Here is an 18,214-nt window from a genome sequence, read left to right on the forward strand (position 1 = left end):
CGGGCACTCAGCGGTCGCGCAGGCGCTTGAGCAGCGCGCCGAGGATGCGGGGGTAGTTGACCGGTGCCCAGCGCTGGATGCGGTCGAGCAGCTTGGCGTCGGTGCCGATCAGCACGCGCGGGCGCCGGCGCTCGATGCCGTCGATGATCACGCGCGCGGCCTCGTCGGCGGTCGTGCGCGCGATCTTGTCGAACTGCGCGACCGCCTTTCCGGCGTCGGTGTTGCCGAGCGAATCGACATAGTGCCGCGCGTTGCGGGCGATGTTGGTGCGGATGCCGCCGGGGTGGACGCACACCGCCGACACGCCGCTGCCGTCGAGCTCCTGGCGCAGCGTCTCGGTGAAGCCGCGCACGGCGAACTTGGCGCTGTGATAGGCGCCCTGCGTCGGTACCGCGATGATGCCGAAGATGCTCGACAGGTTGACGATGACGCCGTCGTCCTGCGCACGCAGTGTCGGCAGGAAGGCCTTGGTGCCGTAGACCACGCCCCAGAAATTGATGTTCATGAGCCATTCGAAGTCCTCGAAGCTCATGTTCTCGATGGTCTGGGCGAGGGCGACGCCGGCATTGTTGATGATCACGTGGGCGCCGCCGCATTCGCGCTTGACCGCATCGGCAAAGGCGAAGACCGCATCGCGGTCGGCGACATCGACCGTCTGCGTGTATGGCGGCGACGGCAGCATCGCCGCCGTCTCGGCCAGCGCGTCGGCCTTGATGTCGGACAGCGCCAGCCGGCAGCCCTTGCCGGCCAGTTGCAGCGCGAGTGCGCGGCCGATTCCCGAGCCCGCGCCGGTCACCACGGCCACCTTGTTGTCGAGTCTGTACATCGGCGATCCCTTCATGTGCGGCGCACATGATAGGCCGCGCACGCCTACGCCGGTGCGACAGGCCTCCTTCGCCGGTATCGCATCCCGGCGCAGGCGCCGGCCAGCAGCAGCGACAGCAGGGGCAGCGCACCGCCGCCACCACTGTCCTGCGCCGCTGCACCGGCCGCCGTCGCGGAACGCTGCACCGGGCCCGGCCCGTCGAACACGACCTTGTCCGGATCCCAGGGGTCCAGGCCCCAGCCGCGCTCGATCAGTTCGATCGTGCGTCCCTGCACCTCGATATAGGCGTACGAGACGTTGTCGCCGTCGTTGGTCTCGAGCACCCGGTGCTCGGCATCGACGATCGAGCGCACCACGTAGCGGCCGTTCGGCTGGCCGCCGAACTCCACGTACATGCCGGGCCGCTGCCAGCGGTAGACGTCGCCCCAGCCCACGGACAGGCCGAGCACGCCACCGACCGGCGAGAAGCAGTTGTCCAGCGGCGAGTCGCCGCCGGGCGTCTCGTAGCCCTGGCCGAAGTCCGCCCAGTCGCCGAACAGCTGGTCGGCCGGGCAGAAGCCGGACTTGGTGCCCAGACCCGCCGGCGTGAGGCCGCCGCCGTGCTCGGGATCGGTGACGGCATACAGCTCGAAGCTCAGCACGTAGTCGTCGTGGAAGTGAAAGTGCACCGGGTGGAAGGAGTAGGTGCCGGCCGGGATGAACTCGACCGAGCCGTCGCTGAAGTGCACGGCCTGCAGCTTGGGGCCGACGACGGTGCGCGCGAGCAGTTCCTCGAGATTGAGATAGGCGGTGCCGGCGAGCGCGTCCTCGAGCAGGCTGAAGCGCATGTCGTAGATGCCCGGGCCGAGGTTGATCGGTCCCGAGGTGAAGCGCAGGCAGTCGACGGCGCCGCCGCCGCCGAGCGATGGCGGTGCCATCTCGTCGGCCGTGCACGAAAGCGGGGCAATGCCGGCGACTTCCAGCGGCGGGTTGATCGTGTCCGGCGGGTACAGCCCGTTGAGCGGGTTCGCCGGCGCCACGAACGTGAACTCGTACGGCGGCACCGTGCGCAGGTTCGGCAGCAGCGCGCGGCGGGCGCCGCCGGTGAAGCGCTCCTCGGGCAGTTCCGATTCGAGCTTGGCGCGCAGGCGGAACGACGCCCGGGTCACCGCTTCCGGACGCACGCGCACGGTCCAGCGGCCGCCGACCGGTGCGTCGACCAGCACCTCGGAATTGAACTGGTTGGCGTTGCTGTCCGATCCGGCGAGGGCGCCCTGCGGGTCGAAGACCTCGACGACGAAGGTGTCGAGACGCTCCGGCGTGTCGATGCCCACGCGCAAGCGGCGGCCACCGTCGGCGACCTCGACCGCAAACACCGGACACGGCGCGGTGAGGTCACACAAGGCACCGTCCGGCACACGGCCGTCGAGCGTGCCGCCGTCCCAGAACCAGGCCTCGTCGACGGCGAGGATGCCGTCGGCGTGCGAGGTCTCGCGCACCGGAAAATCCGCCTTCGCCGACGCCGTCGCGTGATCGGCGTGCGCCCAGCCGCTGGACGTGAACGCCGCCGACAGCACCACCAAGCCCGCCCGGATCGAGATCCGCATGTTCCTGCTCCCCGTGACCCCTGTTATGGGAGGGGACGGAGCAAGGAGCGTGCCGCTGGATCAGCCGCTGTCCTGCTGGCGCTGCTGCGCCTCCACTTCACGGGCGCCGGGCACCAGGATGCGCGACGCGACGATGCCCAGTTCGTAGAGCAGGTACACCGGCACGGCGAGCATGATCTGCGAGACGATGTCCGGCGGCGTGAAGATGGCGCCGACGACGAAGGCACCGACCAGCACGTACTCACGCATCTCGCCGAGCTTCGCCGGCGTGACGAAGCCGGTCTTGACCATCAGCACCAGCGCGACCGGCGTCTCGAACGCGAAGCCGAAGGCCAGGAACAGGGCCAGCACGAAGTCCAGGTACTTGGCGATGTCGGTCATCACCGCCACGCCCTCGGGCGCAATGCCGATGATGAACTTGAAGACCGTCGGCAGCACCAGGAAGTACGCGAACGCGATGCCCGCGTAGAACAGCAGCGTGCTCGACGCCAGCAGCGGCACGACCAGCCGGCGCTCGTTCTTGTACAGCCCCGGCGCGACAAAGGCCCAGACCTGGTAGAGCACCCACGGCATCGCGAGCACGAAAGCGACCAGCGCGGCGAGCTTGATCGGCGTGAAGAACGGCGACGCCACCTCGGTGGCGATCATCGACGTGCCTTCGGGAAGCATCCGCAGCAGCGGCTGCGCCAGCCATGCGTAGATGTCCTTGGCGAAGGCCATCAGCGGCAGGAATACCAGCAGCACGCCCCAGACGATCTTCAGGAGGCGGTCGCGCAGTTCCAGCAGATGCGCGATCAGCGGCTGTTCCTGCTGCCGGGGTTCGGGTTCGGCTTCGCTCATGCGCTCAGGGCTTGGGTGGCGTGTCCTTGCCCAGCTCGGAAACGGTCTTCTCGATCGCCGAGTTCAGCGAGCGGTTCTGTTCGCGCACGACGCGGTTGGCCTCGTCGAGCTGCTGCTTGAGTTCGGACAGCTTGGCCTCGCGGTCGAGTTCGGCCGTGAGATTGCGCAGGTAGCCCCGCGCCTGCCCGGCCCAGCGGCCGACGGTCCGCGCGACCTTCGGCAGCTTCTCGGGACCGAGCACGATCAGCGCGATGACCATGCACAGCGCGATCTCGGTGAAACTGAAGTCGAACATGTCGCCGACGCCGCCTGCGGCTTTCAGACCTTGCTGTCTTCCTGCTTGGCGCCGGCAGTCTCGCGCTGCGTCGGCTGCGCGCTGGCGATCTGCGCCTTGTCCTTGTCCTCGTTGGCCTCGGCCTCGCCTTCGCGCATCGAACTCTTGAAGTTCTTGATCGCACCGCCCAGGTCGCCGCCGAGATTGCGCAGCTTCTTGGTGCCGAAGATCAGCAGCACGATGACCAGCACGATCAGCCAGTGACCAATACTCAGCGAACCCATCTCATCACCTCGTTAGCTAGGACGTCTGCGGCCGCGCCGCCTTTTCCGCATGCCCCGACGTACCGAAACGACGCGCCAGTTCGCCGGTCACGCGCTGCGGCTCGATGTCGCGGCTCGCCATCAGCACCAGCGTGTGGAACCACAGGTCCGCGAGTTCGCGCACCAGGGCCTCGTCGTCCGGATTCTTCGCCGCGATCAGGGTTTCAGCAGCTTCCTCTCCGACCTTTTTCAGGATCGCGTCCGGACCTTTGCGGTACAGACTGGCGACGTACGACGCGCCCGGGTCCGCCGTCCTGCGGTCCTGGAGCACGCGATACAGCTCGCCGATCGTGTCGCCGGGGGTGGTCAAGCCTGACATCCGTTGATTGCGTCCGGAAGACAAGTGTACTCCGGCCGGACCGTGCGCTTCAGAGCCGGATCTGCACGCCCTTGTCGGCGAGATAGTGCTTGGCCTCGCCGACGCTGTAGGTGCCGTGGTGGAAGATGCTCGCGGCCAGCACCGCATCGGCATGCCCGGCCACCAGACCGGCGTGCAGATGTTCCAGGGTGCCGACACCGCCGGACGCGATCACCGGCACGCTGACCGCGGCGGAGATGGCGTCGAGCAGTTCGACGTCGTAGCCGGCCTTGGTGCCGTCACGATCCATGCTGGTGACCAGCAGCTCGCCGGCGCCGTGCTCGACCATCTTCACCGCCCATTCGATGGCGTCGAGCCCGGTGGCCTTGCGCCCGCCGTGCGTGAAGATCTCCCAGCGCGGCGGCTCGACACGGGCGGACTTGCGCGCCAGCGGTGGCTTCTTCGGCACGACGCGCTTGGCGTCGATCGCGACGACGATGCACTGCACGCCGTAGCGGCCGCCGGCCTCGGTGACGAAGCCCGGGTTCTCGACCGCCGCGGTGTTGATGCTGACCTTGTCCGCGCCCGCCGACAGCAGGCAGCGCACGTCGGCGCAGGTGCGCACACCGCCGCCGACGGTCAGCGGGATGTAGATCTCGCGCGCAACCTTCTCGACGGTCTGGAACAGGATGGGCCGCGCCTCGTGACTGGCGGTGATGTCGAGGAACACCAGTTCGTCGGCGCCCTGCTGGTCGTACTTGCGTGCGACCTCGACCGGATCGCCGGCGTCCTGCACGTCCTCGAACTTGATGCCCTTGACCACGCGGCCGCGGTCGATGTCAAGGCAGGGGATGATGCGTTTGGCGAGCACTGTGAATACCTGAATCCGGGAACGGCGGTGTCGCCGTGAAGCGCGGCCTCAGCCGCGCGCGATCTTGATCGCTTCCTTGAAGTCGAGCGAACCCTGGTAGAGCGCGCGGCCGATGACGGCGCCGGCGACGCCGTCGGGTTCGAGTTCCTTGAGCGTGCGGATGTCGTCGAGCGAACTCACACCGCCCGAGGCGAGCACCGGGGTTTTCAGCGCCCGCGCGAGATTGCGCGTGGAATCGACGCTGAAGCCCTGCATCATCCCGTCCTTGGCGATGTCGGTGTAGATGATGGCCTCGACGCCGTCGCGCTCGCAGTGCAGCGCGGTCTCGATCACGTCATGCCCGGTGAGCTTGGCCCAGCCGTTGAGCGCGACGCGACCGTCCTTGGCATCGAGGCTGACGATGATGTGGCGCGGGAACTCGAGGCACAGGTCGTGCAGGAAGTGCGGTGCGTTCACGGCCTTGGTGCCGATGATCACGTACTGCACACCAGCATTGAGATAGCGCTGCACCGTCTCTTCGTCGCGGATGCCGCCGCCGACCTGCACCGGCACCTCGACCGCCGCGGCGATCTGCTCGACGACGCCGATGTTGATCGGCTGACCCTTGACGGCACCGTCGAGGTCGACGATGTGGATGCGCTCGGCGCCTTCGTCGGCCCAGCGGCGGGCGACGGTGACCGGGTCGTCGGAGAAGACCGTGACGTCGTCCATGCGCCCCTGGCGCAGACGCACGCACTGGCCGCCTTTCAGATCGATAGCGGGAATCAACAGCATGAGGCTGAGGGAATTGTCAGGAGGGGAACGGTTCGATGCGGGATGCGGCCCGATTCAGATGGGTTGTGGCGCTTCGATGCCTGACTTGAACAGCACTCTGCCCAATTCGACCGGCGCTGGCAACTCTGCGGGATCAGCGGCCGCTCACGGACTCCATTGGGCGAAGTTGCCGAGCAGCGTCATGCCGGTGTTCTGCGACTTCTCCGGGTGAAACTGGAACGCGGCGATGTTGTCGCGCGCGATCGCCGCCGCGAAGGCATGTCCGTAGTCGGCCGTGCCGAGGACGTGTTCGGGATTGGCCGGCGCGGCGTGATAGCTGTGCACGAAGTAGAACCAGGCGTCGTCCGGCACGCCGTCCCACAGCAGGTGTGCACGGGTCTGCACGACGCGGTTCCAGCCCATGTGCGGAACCTTGAGACGGTCGCCGTGCGCGTCCGGCGACGGATCGGGGAAACGCACGACCTTGCCGGGGAACAGGCCGAGTGCCGGCACCCCGCCGTTCTCGTCGCTCCATTCGAGCATCACCTGCATGCCCAGGCAGATGCCGAGCATCGGCTTGTCGCGCGCGGCCTCGACGACCATCTGGTTCAGCTCCAGGCGGCGCAACTCGTTCATGCACTCGCGCACGCCGCCGACGCCGGGCAGCACCAGACGATCGCAGGCCATCAGTTCTTCCGGGTCATAGCTGATGACCACGCGGCTCGCACTCGACACCCGCTCCAGGGCCTTGCCCAGCGAGTGCAGGTTGCCCATGCCGTAGTCGATGACGCCGATGGATGCTGCCATGATGAAGTCGCGTCGACACACGCCGCGGCGTCACGCCGCGATCGCCGGTCCTGACGTTAGAGAGTGCCCTTGGTGGATGGCGTGACGTCGCCCAGCCGCGGATCGTGCGTGCAGGCCATGCGCAGCGCCCGGCCGAAGGCCTTGAACACGGTCTCGACGATGTGGTGCGCATTGCGGCCGCGCAGGTTGTCGATGTGCAGCGTCACCTTGGCGTGATTGACGAAGCCCTGGAAGAACTCGCGGAACAGGTCGACATCGAACTCGCCGATGCGCGCGCGCGGAAACTCGACGAAGTATTCGAGCCCCGGCCGGCCGGACAGATCGACGACGACGCGCGACAGGGCCTCGTCGAGCGGGACGTAGCTGTGTCCGTAGCGGACGATGCCCTTCTTGTCGCCGACCGCCTTGTCGAAGGCTTGGCCCAGGGTGATGCCGATGTCCTCGACCGTGTGGTGATCGTCGATCTCGCGGTCGCCCCTGGCCTCGATGTCGAGGTCGATCAGGCCGTGGCGGGCCACCTGGTCCAGCATGTGGTCGAGAAACGGGATGCCGGTGGCGAAACGACCCTCGCCCGAACCATCGAGATTCAGGCTGACGCGGATCTGGGTTTCGCGGGTATCGCGTTGGACGCTGGCGTTGCGGGCGGCCATTTCGCCTTGGGGCTGGCGCAAAGGGCCGCCATGGTACTCCCGCCCCGCCCGGATTTGAACCATCCGTCGGGAACCCGGTGTTTCAGGCGCCGCGCGCCTGCTCGCGGCGGAAGCTGCAGCCCCGGGAGCAGCCGCGCTGGCGGTGTCCGGAGCGAAATGGCCGCGCGTGCCGGACCGGCTCGTCCGCCTCCGGCAGGTTGTCCTAGCGGGCCTCCAGCCAGAACGTCACCGGTCCGTCGTTGACCAGTTCGACCTGCATGTCGGCGCCAAAAACACCGGTCCGGGTGCCGGGCCACTCGCGCTGCGCTGTCGTCGCGAGGTGATCGAACAGTGCGCGCGCGTGCCCGGGCGCCGCCGCCGTGGAGAATCCCGGCCGGCTGCCCTGCCGGGTGTCCGCGGCCAGCGTGAACTGCGGCACCAGAAGCAGCCCGCCGCCGGTGTCGCGCAGCGACCGGTTCATGCGTCCGTCCCCGTCGGCGAACACCCGGTAGCCGAGCAGGCGTTCAACGAGGCGTTCGGCCTGCGCCGGACCGTCCTCGGGACGCACCCCGACCAGCACCAGCAGCCCCGGCCCAATCTCGCCCTTGCAGCTCCCGTCGACGGTCACCGCCGCGCGGCGGACCCGTTGCAGCAATCCGATCATCAGGCCTCTTGAGTCATTTTCCTACAAGGGGACGGGACGATCCGCGGACATCGCCACCGCGGGCCGTCCCGTCAAACTGGTCTCGCTTCGCCCGGCCTCCCCTGAATCGGCCGGACGGGGCAACATGGTTTTTTCCTCCTCCCTTCGAGCCCGGTTTCCCACCGGGCTTTTCTTTTTTTGCGCGTCCTGCGCCAGCCCGGACGGCTCGCCGGAGAAGGGAGCTCAGCGGACCGTCTGCGGGCCATTTCCCGATCCGGCCGCTGCGCCCGCCGGCGGGCAGAAATCCGGCAGCTCGTTCGAAAAGTCCGGACCGGCACGGCCCGGGCTTGCGCAGGATGCGCATAATGCCGCGCCATGCGCATCTTGTTCCAGGTTCTCGCCCGCTTGCCGCTGCCGCTGCTGCAGGGGCTGGGCAATCTGCTCGGCTGGCTGCTGTGGCTGCTGCCAAACAGCCGCCGGCGGGCCGCCTACGCCAACCTCGCGCTGTGCCAGCCCGGGCTCACGCCCGCGCAGCGCCGGCGGCTGGTCCGGCGGTCGCTGTGCCATGAGATGAAGACGATTCTCGAGCTGGCGGTGATCTGGCTGGCCCCCGAGCAGCGGGTGCTCGGCCTGATCCGCGAATGGCACGGCCGCGAGCACATCGACGCGGCGCTGGCGAAGAACAAGGGGCTGATCCTGCTGACGCTGCACCAGGGCAACTGGGAGTCGGTGGCGATTCCGTACTCGAAGATGCATCCGGCCACCGGCCTGTACAAGCGCCAGGGCGGCGTGCTCGACGAGATCGCGACCGCCGGGCGCTGCCGCTTCGGCGGCAACATGTACGCCGCCGACAGCGCCGTCGGCCGGCCGCTGCTGGAAGTGCTCAAGCGGCGCGAGACGATCTACTTCATGCCCGACCAGGACCCGCCGCCCGGCCGCGGCGTCTTCGCGCCGTTCTTCGGCCAGCCGGCGCACTCGCCGACGCTGGTCGCCAAGCTGGTCCGCAAGACCGGCGCGCCGGTGGTGTTCTTCTACGGCGAGCGCCTGAGCTGGGGCCGCGGCTTCATCGCCCATTGCTTTCCGGCGCCAGCGGGCATCGACAGCGAGGATCTGGAAACGGCGGTGTCGGCGATGAATGCCGGCCTCGAACGTTGCGCGCGTGATTGCATCGAGCAGTACTGGTGGGGGTACAAGCGTTTCCGGCGGCGGCCCGAAGGCCAGCCCCGGCTGTATTGACCCTGCACAAGCCTTGAAGCGGCGCCGGCCGCCCCTACAATCGCGCGATCTCGGAACTCACCGGCGCGACGCCTGTCCGAGACAGCGCCGTTTTTCCACAACACAGACAAAGGGATATGGATAGCGAAGTCCTGATCGAGGCGCGTGGGCTCACGCGCCGGTACGGACCGACCGTGGCCGTGGAGACGCTGGATCTCACGCTGCGGAAGGGGGAGATTCTCGGCCTGCTCGGCCCCAATGGCGCCGGCAAGTCGACGACGATGAAGATGCTCACCGGCAACCTGGCGCCCAGCGACGGCGAGACCCGGATCAAGGGCGTGTCCTTGCGCGAGGAGCCCAAGGCCGCGAAACGGCATCTGGGCTACCTGCCCGAGCAGCCGCCGGTCTATCCGGAACTGACCGTCGACGAGTACCTGCGCTACTGCGCCGGCCTGCACGGCGTCGCCAAGGCCGACCGCGACGCTGCGGTGGATTCGGCCAAGCGCGACTGCGGGCTCGGCGACGTCGGTCACCGCCTCGTCGGCAATCTGTCGAAGGGCTATCAGCAGCGCGTCGGCATCGCGCAGGCCATCATCCACCGCCCGCCGGTGGTGATCCTCGACGAACCGACGGTGGGCCTCGACCCGATCCAGATCCGCGAGATCCGCAAGCTGATCAAGGACCTGGGCGCCAATCACAGCGTCATCCTGTCGAGCCACATCCTGCCGGAGATCCAGGCCGTGTGTTCGCGGGTGATGATCATTGCCCGCGGCCGCGTGGTCTACAACGAATCGATCGATGCGACCCGCGGCAGCGGCGTCGGCGCGATCACGCTGGGCCTGCGCCGGCCGCCGGAGGTGTCCGCGCTGCAGGGCATCGTCGGCGTGCGCCGGGTCCGGGCCATCGAACCCGGACGCTTTCACATCGAACACGAGGACAAGGCCGATCCGCGCGAAGCGCTCGCCGAGGCCGCGGCGCGCGGCAACTGGGGGCTCTACGAGCTGAGCGCGCAGGCGCGCACGCTTGAGGAGATCTTCGTCGAACTCACGTCCGGCGACGAACAGCGGGTGGGCGACATCGAGAAGGAGGCCGCGTGATGACCAATGTCCTGAATATCGCGCGCTACGAGCTGCGCCGCATCTTCCTGTCGCCGCTGGCCTGGGCGGTACTCGCGATCGTGCAGTTCATCATGGGCTTCGTCTTCATCAACCTGCTGGTCGAGTACGCCGCCAACGCGGGAATGGGCAACGATCAGTTCGGCGTGTCGGACTACATCGGCGGCTCGCTGTACGGCTTCGCGACGATCCTGCTGCTGCTGGTGATGCCGCTGATGACGATGCGGCTGTTCGCCGAGGAGCGCAAATCCAACAGCCTGACGCTGCTGTTCTCGGCGCCGGTGTCGCTGACCGAGATCGTGCTCGGCAAGTTCGCCGGCCTGCTCGGCTTCATCGGCGTGGTGATCCTGCTGATGGCACTGATGCCGCTGGCGCTGAACTGGTCGACCGACCTCGACTGGGGACGCATCGTCGCCGGCCTGCTCGGCCTGTTCCTGCTGATGATGTCCTTCGGCGCCGCCGGCCTGTTCGTGTCCTCGTGCACGCGCGAACCGACGATCGCCGCAGTCGGCAGTTTCGGCCTGCTGCTGGTGGTGTGGCTGCTGAACATCCTGGCGTACAACGATTCGATCCCGTTCAAGGAACTGTTCGGCTACCTCTCGCTGATCGACCACTACGAGAGTCTGCGTCGCGGCGTCTTCGATACCGCGGACGCGATCTACTACGTGCTGTTCTCCGCGCTGTTCCTGTCGCTGACGGTGCTGCGACTGGACATGGAACGCAACTGACCGGGGGACGCAACCAATGAACCAGAGCATCAACAAGAAAGGGACCCTGTTCCAGCAGCTCGGCAACGGCGTGCTCGTCGCCGCCGTCATCGTGCTGCTCGGCTTCGTCTCGGTGCGCTTCAAGACCGAGCTCGACTGGACCGCGAACAAGCGCAACACGCTGACCGACGCCAGCGTCCAGCTGCTCGACTCGCTCGCCGACCCGGTGACCTTCTACGTGTTCGCCCCCAGCGGCGCCGACACCCGGCGTGCGGTGGAGGAGGACCTGGGCAAGTACCTGCGCGAGAAGAAGGACATCCGTGTCCAGTACATCGACCCGAGCGTCTCGCCGCAGAAGGTGCGCGAGTTCAACATCAACTTCATCGGCGAGGTCGTCGTCGAATACCAGGGCCGCCGCGAGAACCTGCGAGCGACCACCGAGCAGAGCATCACCACCGCGCTGCAGCGGCTGTCGTACTCGGGCGAGCAGTTCGTGGTCTTCCTCGAGGGTCACGGCGAGCGCGCGACGGCGGGCGAGGGGCCGGACAGCTACGCGCGCTTCGCCCAGGCGCTGCGCGACAAGGGTCTCAAGGTCCAGGGCCTGAACTTGGTGCAGACGCCCGCGATCCCCGACAACACCAGCGTGCTGGTGATCGCGTCGCCGACGGCGAAGCTGTTCGACGGCGAGATCGCGCTGATCCGCGAGTACGTGAACAACGGCGGCAACCTGCTGTGGCTGGCCGATCCGGACTTTCCGGTCGGCATCGAGCCGCTGGCGCAGGACCTCGGTATCGAGTGGCAGAACGGCTACGCGATCCTGCCGGAGTACCAGTTGCTCGGCACCGGCCACCCCGGCTTCTTCGCCGCAATCGGCTATCCGCCGAACGCGGTGACGCAGGGGCTCGATCTGGTGACGCTGTTCCCGTTCGTGCGCTCGATCGCCGGCCAGGGCGCCGAGGGCTGGACGCTGCAACCGATGTTGCAGACCTCGGACGCCGCCTGGCTCGAGACCGGCGACATCGAGGCCGGCACGGTGGCGCTCGACGACACCGACATCCCCGGACCCTTGAACATCGGCGTGACGCTGACGCGCTCGTACACACCGCCGGCCTCCGCCGACGGTGACGGTCAGACGGACGACGCGGCCGACGACGCCACACCGGCGGCCCGTCCGCAGCGCGTCGTGCTCGTCGGCGATGCCGACTTCCTCGCCGACGCCTACGTCGGCGAACTCGGCAACCAGCAGCTCGGCCTGAACATCGTGCAGTGGCTGGCGACGCGCGATGCGCAGCTCAACATCGACATCAAGGCCGCGCCGGACACGATGCTCTATCTGCCGGGCTGGGCCACGGTCACGATCTCGGCGATCTTCGTGCTGCTGCTGCCGCTGACGCTCGTCGGCTTCGGCGTCGCACGCTGGGCCGTGCGCCGCCGCCGCTAAGGGGGACCGCGATGAAGCGCTCGCATCTCAACGTCGCGCTGGCCGTGGCCGTGGCCGGGCTCGGCGCGCTGCTGTGGTTCAGTCGCGAACAGGACGAGGTGTTTCCGCCGTTGACGCCGCTGGCGCAGGACGCGGTCAGCTCGATCACCGTCGCCCATCCGGACGCGCCCGTGATCCGGCTGCAGAAGCAGGACGGGCAGTGGCGGCTGGTCGAGCCGGTACAGGCACCCGCCGACGAGTTCGAGGTCGCCAGCCTCGTCAATCTGGCGAGCACCGACGTCAAGCGCAGCCTCGCCGCTGCCGAGGTGGACCTGGCCGAACTCAAGCTCGACCCGCCGCAGTACCGCATCACGCTCAACGACACCGAACTCGCCTTCGGCGACAGCGAACCGATCGAGCACCGGCGCTACGTGCGCACCGGCGACCAGGTCGCACTGGTGCTCGACCCGCCGAGCGCCGCACTCGACGCCGACTACAGCGACCTCGTGGCCAAGCCGCTGGTGCCGCCCGGCGCCGAGATCCGCCGCATCGAGCTGCCGGGACTGACGGTCGCGCGCGAGAACGACGCCTGGACCTCGCCAGAGCACCCCGACGCCGAGTCGGCGCGGGTCGAGCCGGTCGTCACCGCCTGGCGTGAGCTGCGGGCGATGTGGAACGCCGAGCGCCCGGACGATGCCGGCGACGCCGGCGATCCGGTGCGCATCGTCCTCGCCGACGGCGAGCTGAACCTGCGCATCGTCGAGCGCGAGCCGCAGCTCAAGATCGACAATCCGGCCTATGGCGTGCGCTACACCGTGTCCAAGGCCGAGCTCGACAGGCTGACGAAGTTGGCCGAGCCCGCGCCGACCCCGCCGCCCGAAGCGTCCGCGGACGAGCCGACGCCGTCCGAATAGAGACCCTGCAGGAGCGCGTTCGGGCGCGAGCCGTCTGTTGATCCGGGCGCATGGTCGCGCCTGAAGGCGCTCCTACAGGTGCATTGTTGGCGGCGGCGAACACGGCGCGACCATAATCCCCCATGCCCGAATTGCCCGAGGTCGAGACCGTCCGCCGCGGTCTGACGCCGTACCTGCAGCATCGTCGCATCGCCGCGGCGACGGTGCGCGAACCGCGCCTGCGCTGGCCGATCCTTGCGGAGCTGCCGGCCAAGCTGGCCGGGCGGCGCGTCGAACGGATCGACCGGCGCGGCAAGTACCTCATCGTCGTGCTCGACAGCGGCGACCGCGTGATCCTGCATCTGGGCATGAGCGGGCGCATTCTCGTGCTCGAGCCGTCGGTGCCGCTACGCAAGCACGATCACGTCGACTGGACGCTCGACAGCGGGCGGATCATGCGCTTCCACGATCCGCGCCGCTTCGGCGCGATGCTGTGGTGGCCCGCCGCCGAAACCGAACACCTGCTGCTGCGCGGCATGGGGCCCGAGCCGTTCTCCGATGCCTTCGACGGCGATTACCTGTTCCGGCTGTCGCGCGGCCGCAGTGCGGCGGTCAAGAGCTTCGTCATGGACGGCCGCATCGTCGTCGGGGCCGGCAACATCTACGCGACCGAGGCGCTGTTCCGCGCCGGTATCCGCCCGACGCGCGCCGCGGGAAAACTCACGCGCGCGGACTGCGCGCGCCTTGCCGCACACATCCGCGAGGTGCTCGCGGAAGCAGTGGAGCTGGGCGGCACGACGCTGCGCGACTTTGCCGGTGCCGACGGCGCGTCCGGCTACTTCCAGCAGGCACTGTCCGTCTACGGTCGCGACGGCGAGCCCTGCCGCGTCTGCGCGTCGCCGATCCGCCGCATCGTCATCGGCCAGCGTTCGTCGTTCTACTGCACACGCTGCCAGCGGTAGCGCCCGAGCGTCGTGACCCGGATTGCCGAAGGTCCTAAGCTGGCGGCATGAATCCGGATCGCCTCGACCGCTGGCTGGGTTTCGTCGCCATCGCGCACGTCATCGCCGGACTGGCGCTGCCGTTCGTCCTGCTGCGCACGGGCTGGCTCGACGCCTGGCTGCCGCTTGCCGATCGTGATGCACGTACTGCGTTCGCCCTCTTCGGCCCGACCGTCGCCAGCTGGGGTTTGCTCATGCTGTTTCTCGTTCAGCACGGCCTGCGCCGCAACCAGGCCTGGGCAGCCAACGCGCTGATTGCCGGCATCCTCGTCTGGGCACCGCTCGACGCGGCGATCTGCTACGCCTACGGCTGGATGCACGCCGTTGCGCTCGACGCCGTCGCAAGCGCCGCGATCCTGATTCCGGCGCTGTGGCGGCGTGTGCAGATCGCCCGGAGTGCGATGTGAGCATGCGTCAGCCGAGCTGGTTCATCCCGCACGGCGGCGGACCGTGCTTCTTCATGGACTGGTCGCCGATCGGGCCGGCCGATACCTGGAAGGGCATGGAGGTCTTCCTGCGCAGCCTGCTCGACGGCGCGCCGCGGCCACGTGCGGTGCTGGTGATCTCCGCGCACTGGGAAGCGCCAGACTTCACCGTCAATGCCGCGGCGCAACCACCCTTGCTGTTCGACTACCACGGCTTTCCGCCGCATACCTACCGCCTGCAGTACCCGGCGCCGGGCGATCCGGTGCTTGCGGCGCTGGTGGTAGAGCGGATTCGCGGCGCCGGACTGCCGTGCGCCCGCATCGACGATCGCGGCCTGGATCACGGCGTCTTCGTGCCGATGCTGCTGATCGACCCGCCGGCGCAGCTCCCCGTCGTCCAGCTGTCGCTGCGCGAGGGCCTCGATCCGGCCGAGCATCTGCGCCTGGGCCGCGCGCTGGCGCCGCTGCGCGACGAGGGCGTGCTGATCCTCGGCAGCGGCATGAGCTTTCACGACGTGCGCGCGCTGATGCGCGGCGACAGCGCCCGGGATGCACAGGTGTTCGACGACTGGCTGACTACCGCCGCGGTCGATGCGCCCGATCGCCGCGACGCCGCACTGGTCGACTGGCAGCGCGCACCCGGCGCACGCGCTGCCCATCCGCGCGAGGAACACCTGTTGCCGATGATGGTTGCGGCCGGGGCGGCCGGCGATGACGTGGGTACGCGCGTCTACAGCGAGCCGATCATGGGCAACCGCGTGTCGGCCTACCGCTTCGGCTGAGCGGCGCGCCGCCGGGTGTTGCCCCCGGCGGATCGACCCCGACATACTGGCCGGTATGTAATCGACCGGGGACCGTTTCATGACCGATCTGCTCGCGCAGCCTTTCCGGCTGCCCTGTGGCGCCACGCTGCCCAACCGCCTGTGCAAGGCGGCGATGACCGAGAGCATCGCCGATCCCTGGCTGCGCGCGACCGAACGGCACAACACGCTCTACCGGCGCTGGAGCGAAGGCGGTGCCGGCCTGCTGCTCACCGGCAACGTGCAGATCGACCGCCGTGTGCTCGAACGCCCGGGCAATGTCGCCATCGACGGCAACGGCGGCATCGAACGGCTCAAGGCCTGGGCAAAGGCCGGCACCGTCGCCGGCAATCACTTGTGGATGCAGATCTCGCACGCGGGCCGCCAGTCGCCGCGCTACATCGCGCGCGAACCCATGGGACCGTCGGCGGTGCAGCTCGATCTGTTCGGCAACTACGCCCGGCCGCGTGAACTTCGCGAGGACGAGATCCTCGACTTCATCCAGCGCTTCGCCCATGCGGCGCGCACCGCGCGCGAGACCGGCTTCACCGGTGTGCAGATCCATTCCGCACACGGCTATCTGCTGAGCTCCTTCCTGTCGCCGGTCACCAATGTCCGGACCGACGCGTGGGGCGGCAGCATCGACAACCGAGCACGCTTCCTGATCGAGACCGTTCGCGCGACCCGCGCCGCGGTCGGCGACGATTTCCCGGTCGGCATCAAGCTCAACTCCGACGACTTCCGCAAGGGTGGCTTCTCCAACGAGGACTGCCTGCGCGTCGTCGAGATGCTCAATGCCGAGAAGGTCGACCTGCTGGAGATTTCCGGCGGCACCTACGAGCAGCCGCAGCTGCTCGGGTTCTCCGGACGCGACGATTCGGCGACCGATCACCGGCGCCAGAGCACGCGGCAACGCGAGGCCTACTTCCTGGACTACGCCGAACGCATCCGCGGCATCGCGAAGATGCCGCTGATGGTCACCGGCGGTTTTCGCACGCGGGCCGGCATGGAGGACGCCCTGTCCGGCGGTCACTGCGATGTGATCGGCCTCGGCCGGCCGTTGTGCACCGATACCGATTTTCCGAAGCGCCTGCTCGCGCGCGCGGTCGACGAAGCACCGCGCTACGAGAAGACCCTCAAGCTCGGTTCATCGCGCTGGCTGTCGGGCGCCAGCCCGCTGTTCTTCATTAAGCTGGTCAACGTGCTCGGCCAGCAGGGCTGGTACTACCAGCAGCTGTTCCGCCTGGCCGACGGGCTCGAACCCGACCTGAATCGTGGCGTCGGCAAGTCCTTCTTCGCCTATCTCGCGGACGAGCAGACCGTCGCGGCGCGCATGCGCAAGGCGCGGCGCGCGCTCGATGCCGGGGCAACGCCGCCGGGCGAATAGGCCTACGCCGCCGGCAGGCTCAGCGTGACGCGCAGGCCGCCGCCGTCGCGGTTGGCGAGCTGGATGCGGCCGCCGTGGGCTTCGACGATCTCGCGAGCGAGCGCGAGACCCAGTCCGGTGCCGCTGCGCTTGGTCGAGTAGAACGGCAGCAGTGCGTTCGCGAGCACGGTGTCGCTCATGCCCGACCCGCGGTCGCGGATCTCGATCCGCCACTGCGTGTTCACGCGCAGGATTTCCAGTTCGACGGCCTCGGCCGCGCTGCCGGCTTCGTGCGCGTTCTTCAGCAGGTTGATCAGCACCTGCTCGACCTGCACCGGGTCAACGCGCACCGAGTCCTCCGGTGCCTCGCCGGCGAGGCGGAACGGCACCTGCTGCGCGAGCGCACCGATCAGCTCGGTCCAGGCGACGGTTTCGAGCCGCGGTGCCGGCAGGCGCGCGAACTGGGCGTAGCCTTCGATGAACTGGTGCAGGTGCCGGGCGCGGGTGCCGATGGTGGCGAAGACCTCGGGCAGGCGTTCGGTCTGGCCGCGCCTGGCCAGCTCGCTGCCGGAGTGCGCCATCGACGAGATCGGCGCCAGCGAGTTGTTGAGTTCGTGGCTCATCACGCGGATGACCTTCTTCCACGTGGCGACTTCCTGCCGCGAGAGTTCGCGGGTCATGCGCCGGAACAGGTAGAGGCGGTGCCCGCGACCCTGCAGCCGGAACCCGCGCTGCGACAGATGGAAGGTCTCCTCGCCATCCGGAAAGCCGACGCTGAACAGTGCATCGCCGCCGCCGGCGAGCGCCTCGCGCATCGCCGGCGGACCTGCATCGACGATGTCGTCGAAACGCGTGCCGGCGAGGCTGCGGTTCTCGTTGAACAGCTGGCGCGCCGCGAGGTTGGCGTAGGCGACGTGGCCGCCGTCGTCGACCAGGACCAGCGCCACCGGCGTGTTCTGCACGACGGTGTCGAGCAGCAGCTCGCGCTGCACCAGGTGCTGGCGCTGTTCGCGCAGCGTGCGCGCCAGCTCGCCGTGCTGACGCGACAGCTCGCCGATGACGTCGTGACGCGCACTGGCGATCGACAGGCTGAAGTCGCCGTCGCGAAAGCTGGCCACCGCGCCCTGCAGCGCCCGCAGCAGGCGCTCGAGCGGCTCGACCTGGCGGCGGGCGATGACGAGCGCACCGATCAGCGACACGCCGCCGGCGGCGAGCACGGCGAGCAGCGACGAATCCATCGTTCGCAGCACGCCGATGCCGACCGCGGATGCGCACACGGCGAGCAGGGCGCTCAGCAGGGCGAAGCGGGCATCAAGCGAGAGACCGCGCATCGCGCGAGTTTAGGCAGACGCGCCTTCCGGCGCGACCGGGTGGGACGTCAGCACAGCGTCGCACCCGAAGGCGCGCCGACACGCGGCATGG

Annotated in this window: 21 protein-coding genes; 9 read left to right on the forward strand and 12 right to left on the reverse strand. The window is 68.6% G+C overall.

Features of this window, described 5'->3' with window-relative positions; genetic code table 11:
- Window positions 1–7: 7 nt before the first annotated feature.
- The 11 genes from C8D93_RS17095 to dtd all read right to left on the reverse strand — a co-directional run bounded on the left by C8D93_RS17095 (window position 8) and on the right by dtd (window position 7,871).
- A complete protein-coding gene (locus C8D93_RS17095; protein WP_110266543.1) occupies window positions 8–826 on the reverse strand; it encodes an SDR family NAD(P)-dependent oxidoreductase in 819 nt (272 codons plus the stop codon).
- 44 nt (window positions 827–870) lie between these two features.
- The gene (locus C8D93_RS17100) at window positions 871–2,412 is read right to left on the reverse strand and encodes a hypothetical protein (protein WP_110266447.1); all 1,542 of its coding nucleotides are present in this window, start codon (window positions 2,410–2,412) and stop codon (window positions 871–873) included.
- A 60-nt stretch (window positions 2,413–2,472) separates the two neighbouring features.
- Complete coding sequence (tatC, locus tag C8D93_RS17105) at window positions 2,473–3,252, reverse strand: twin-arginine translocase subunit TatC (RefSeq protein WP_110266448.1); 780 nt, start codon at window positions 3,250–3,252, stop codon at window positions 2,473–2,475.
- Between the two features lie 4 nt (window positions 3,253–3,256).
- Entirely contained in the window at window positions 3,257–3,547 is a 291-nt protein-coding gene (gene tatB, locus C8D93_RS17110) for a Sec-independent protein translocase protein TatB (protein ID WP_110266449.1), read from the reverse strand.
- A gap of 23 nt (window positions 3,548–3,570) precedes the next feature.
- Window positions 3,571–3,810, reverse strand: coding sequence for a Sec-independent protein translocase subunit TatA (gene tatA, locus C8D93_RS17115; RefSeq protein ID WP_110266450.1), 240 nt, complete (start codon window positions 3,808–3,810; stop codon window positions 3,571–3,573).
- A 16-nt stretch (window positions 3,811–3,826) separates the two neighbouring features.
- Window positions 3,827–4,159: a phosphoribosyl-ATP diphosphatase gene (locus C8D93_RS17120; protein WP_422635961.1), complete on the reverse strand. Its 333-nt coding sequence runs from the start codon at window positions 4,157–4,159 to the stop codon at window positions 3,827–3,829.
- A 58-nt stretch (window positions 4,160–4,217) separates the two neighbouring features.
- The gene (gene hisF / locus C8D93_RS17125) at window positions 4,218–5,018 is read right to left on the reverse strand and encodes an imidazole glycerol phosphate synthase subunit HisF (RefSeq protein WP_110266452.1); all 801 of its coding nucleotides are present in this window, start codon (window positions 5,016–5,018) and stop codon (window positions 4,218–4,220) included.
- A gap of 48 nt (window positions 5,019–5,066) precedes the next feature.
- Complete coding sequence (gene hisA / locus C8D93_RS17130; RefSeq protein WP_110266453.1) at window positions 5,067–5,792, reverse strand: 1-(5-phosphoribosyl)-5-[(5-phosphoribosylamino)methylideneamino]imidazole-4-carboxamide isomerase; 726 nt, start codon at window positions 5,790–5,792, stop codon at window positions 5,067–5,069.
- A 144-nt stretch (window positions 5,793–5,936) separates the two neighbouring features.
- The gene (gene hisH / locus C8D93_RS17135) at window positions 5,937–6,578 is read right to left on the reverse strand and encodes an imidazole glycerol phosphate synthase subunit HisH (protein WP_110266454.1); all 642 of its coding nucleotides are present in this window, start codon (window positions 6,576–6,578) and stop codon (window positions 5,937–5,939) included.
- 56 nt (window positions 6,579–6,634) lie between these two features.
- Window positions 6,635–7,228: an imidazoleglycerol-phosphate dehydratase HisB gene (gene hisB, locus C8D93_RS17140; protein ID WP_110266455.1), complete on the reverse strand. Its 594-nt coding sequence runs from the start codon at window positions 7,226–7,228 to the stop codon at window positions 6,635–6,637.
- Window positions 7,229–7,430: 202 nt separating this feature from the next.
- Window positions 7,431–7,871 carry a D-aminoacyl-tRNA deacylase gene (gene dtd / locus C8D93_RS17145; protein WP_110266456.1) on the reverse strand — a complete coding sequence of 147 codons (441 nt, stop codon included), beginning with the start codon at window positions 7,869–7,871 and terminating at the stop codon, window positions 7,431–7,433.
- Between the two features lie 354 nt (window positions 7,872–8,225).
- Between dtd and C8D93_RS17150 the strand changes: the two genes are divergently transcribed.
- The 9 genes from C8D93_RS17150 to C8D93_RS17190 all read left to right on the forward strand — a co-directional run bounded on the left by C8D93_RS17150 (window position 8,226) and on the right by C8D93_RS17190 (window position 16,813).
- Window positions 8,226–9,086, forward strand: a complete 861-nt coding sequence (locus C8D93_RS17150; protein ID WP_110266457.1) for a lysophospholipid acyltransferase family protein — start codon at window positions 8,226–8,228, stop codon at window positions 9,084–9,086.
- 116 nt (window positions 9,087–9,202) lie between these two features.
- Window positions 9,203–10,162 carry an ABC transporter ATP-binding protein gene (locus C8D93_RS17155; RefSeq protein WP_110266458.1) on the forward strand — a complete coding sequence of 320 codons (960 nt, stop codon included), beginning with the start codon at window positions 9,203–9,205 and terminating at the stop codon, window positions 10,160–10,162.
- Window positions 10,162–10,908 (forward strand): ABC transporter permease, encoded by a 747-nt coding sequence (locus tag C8D93_RS17160; RefSeq protein ID WP_110266459.1) that lies wholly within the window; start codon window positions 10,162–10,164, stop codon window positions 10,906–10,908. The genes C8D93_RS17155 and C8D93_RS17160 overlap by 1 nt, the downstream gene beginning before the upstream one ends.
- A gap of 16 nt (window positions 10,909–10,924) precedes the next feature.
- A complete protein-coding gene (locus C8D93_RS17165) occupies window positions 10,925–12,328 on the forward strand; it encodes a GldG family protein (protein WP_110266460.1) in 1,404 nt (467 codons plus the stop codon).
- 11 nt (window positions 12,329–12,339) lie between these two features.
- Window positions 12,340–13,221, forward strand: a complete 882-nt coding sequence (locus tag C8D93_RS17170; protein ID WP_110266461.1) for a DUF4340 domain-containing protein — start codon at window positions 12,340–12,342, stop codon at window positions 13,219–13,221.
- Window positions 13,222–13,343: 122 nt separating this feature from the next.
- The gene (mutM, locus tag C8D93_RS17175) at window positions 13,344–14,162 is read left to right on the forward strand and encodes a bifunctional DNA-formamidopyrimidine glycosylase/DNA-(apurinic or apyrimidinic site) lyase (RefSeq protein ID WP_110266462.1); all 819 of its coding nucleotides are present in this window, start codon (window positions 13,344–13,346) and stop codon (window positions 14,160–14,162) included.
- A gap of 47 nt (window positions 14,163–14,209) precedes the next feature.
- On the forward strand, window positions 14,210–14,608 hold the full coding sequence (locus tag C8D93_RS17180) for a cell division protein (protein ID WP_110266463.1): 399 nt from the start codon (window positions 14,210–14,212) through the stop codon (window positions 14,606–14,608).
- 2 nt (window positions 14,609–14,610) lie between these two features.
- On the forward strand, window positions 14,611–15,408 hold the full coding sequence (locus C8D93_RS17185) for a DODA-type extradiol aromatic ring-opening family dioxygenase (protein ID WP_110266464.1): 798 nt from the start codon (window positions 14,611–14,613) through the stop codon (window positions 15,406–15,408).
- Between the two features lie 79 nt (window positions 15,409–15,487).
- Window positions 15,488–16,813: an NADH:flavin oxidoreductase/NADH oxidase family protein gene (locus C8D93_RS17190; protein ID WP_110266465.1), complete on the forward strand. Its 1,326-nt coding sequence runs from the start codon at window positions 15,488–15,490 to the stop codon at window positions 16,811–16,813.
- Between the two features lie 2 nt (window positions 16,814–16,815).
- On the opposite strand, the gene C8D93_RS17195 is transcribed toward C8D93_RS17190, so the two are convergent.
- On the reverse strand, window positions 16,816–18,123 hold the full coding sequence (locus C8D93_RS17195) for a sensor histidine kinase (RefSeq protein WP_110266466.1): 1,308 nt from the start codon (window positions 18,121–18,123) through the stop codon (window positions 16,816–16,818).
- Window positions 18,124–18,214: the final 91 nt, after the last annotated feature.

It is taken from the genome of Sinimarinibacterium flocculans (assembly GCF_003201205.1).
Taxonomy (GTDB): domain Bacteria; phylum Pseudomonadota; class Gammaproteobacteria; order Nevskiales; family Nevskiaceae; genus Solimonas; species Solimonas flocculans.

What these genes read in the sequence shown, in the direction of transcription:
- hisA (WP_110266453.1), bottom strand. Translation starts at nt 5,792, where the DNA reads ATGCTGTTGATTCCCGCTATCGATCTGAAAGGCGGCCAGTGCGTGCGT.
- tatB (WP_110266449.1), bottom strand. Translation starts at nt 3,547, where the DNA reads ATGTTCGACTTCAGTTTCACCGAGATCGCGCTGTGCATGGTCATCGCG.
- C8D93_RS17155 (WP_110266458.1), top strand. Translation starts at nt 9,203, where the DNA reads ATGGATAGCGAAGTCCTGATCGAGGCGCGTGGGCTCACGCGCCGGTAC.
- C8D93_RS17100 (WP_110266447.1), bottom strand. Translation starts at nt 2,412, where the DNA reads ATGCGGATCTCGATCCGGGCGGGCTTGGTGGTGCTGTCGGCGGCGTTC.
- tatC (WP_110266448.1), bottom strand. Translation starts at nt 3,252, where the DNA reads ATGAGCGAAGCCGAACCCGAACCCCGGCAGCAGGAACAGCCGCTGATC.
- C8D93_RS17185 (WP_110266464.1), top strand. Translation starts at nt 14,611, where the DNA reads ATGCGTCAGCCGAGCTGGTTCATCCCGCACGGCGGCGGACCGTGCTTC.
- mutM (WP_110266462.1), top strand. Translation starts at nt 13,344, where the DNA reads ATGCCCGAATTGCCCGAGGTCGAGACCGTCCGCCGCGGTCTGACGCCG.
- hisB (WP_110266455.1), bottom strand. Translation starts at nt 7,228, where the DNA reads ATGGCCGCCCGCAACGCCAGCGTCCAACGCGATACCCGCGAAACCCAG.
- C8D93_RS17170 (WP_110266461.1), top strand. Translation starts at nt 12,340, where the DNA reads ATGAAGCGCTCGCATCTCAACGTCGCGCTGGCCGTGGCCGTGGCCGGG.
- C8D93_RS17180 (WP_110266463.1), top strand. Translation starts at nt 14,210, where the DNA reads ATGAATCCGGATCGCCTCGACCGCTGGCTGGGTTTCGTCGCCATCGCG.
- C8D93_RS17160 (WP_110266459.1), top strand. Translation starts at nt 10,162, where the DNA reads ATGACCAATGTCCTGAATATCGCGCGCTACGAGCTGCGCCGCATCTTC.
- dtd (WP_110266456.1), bottom strand. Translation starts at nt 7,871, where the DNA reads ATGATCGGATTGCTGCAACGGGTCCGCCGCGCGGCGGTGACCGTCGAC.
- C8D93_RS17195 (WP_110266466.1), bottom strand. Translation starts at nt 18,123, where the DNA reads ATGCGCGGTCTCTCGCTTGATGCCCGCTTCGCCCTGCTGAGCGCCCTG.
- C8D93_RS17190 (WP_110266465.1), top strand. Translation starts at nt 15,488, where the DNA reads ATGACCGATCTGCTCGCGCAGCCTTTCCGGCTGCCCTGTGGCGCCACG.
- C8D93_RS17095 (WP_110266543.1), bottom strand. Translation starts at nt 826, where the DNA reads ATGTACAGACTCGACAACAAGGTGGCCGTGGTGACCGGCGCGGGCTCG.
- hisH (WP_110266454.1), bottom strand. Translation starts at nt 6,578, where the DNA reads ATGGCAGCATCCATCGGCGTCATCGACTACGGCATGGGCAACCTGCAC.
- tatA (WP_110266450.1), bottom strand. Translation starts at nt 3,810, where the DNA reads ATGGGTTCGCTGAGTATTGGTCACTGGCTGATCGTGCTGGTCATCGTG.
- C8D93_RS17165 (WP_110266460.1), top strand. Translation starts at nt 10,925, where the DNA reads ATGAACCAGAGCATCAACAAGAAAGGGACCCTGTTCCAGCAGCTCGGC.
- C8D93_RS17150 (WP_110266457.1), top strand. Translation starts at nt 8,226, where the DNA reads ATGCGCATCTTGTTCCAGGTTCTCGCCCGCTTGCCGCTGCCGCTGCTG.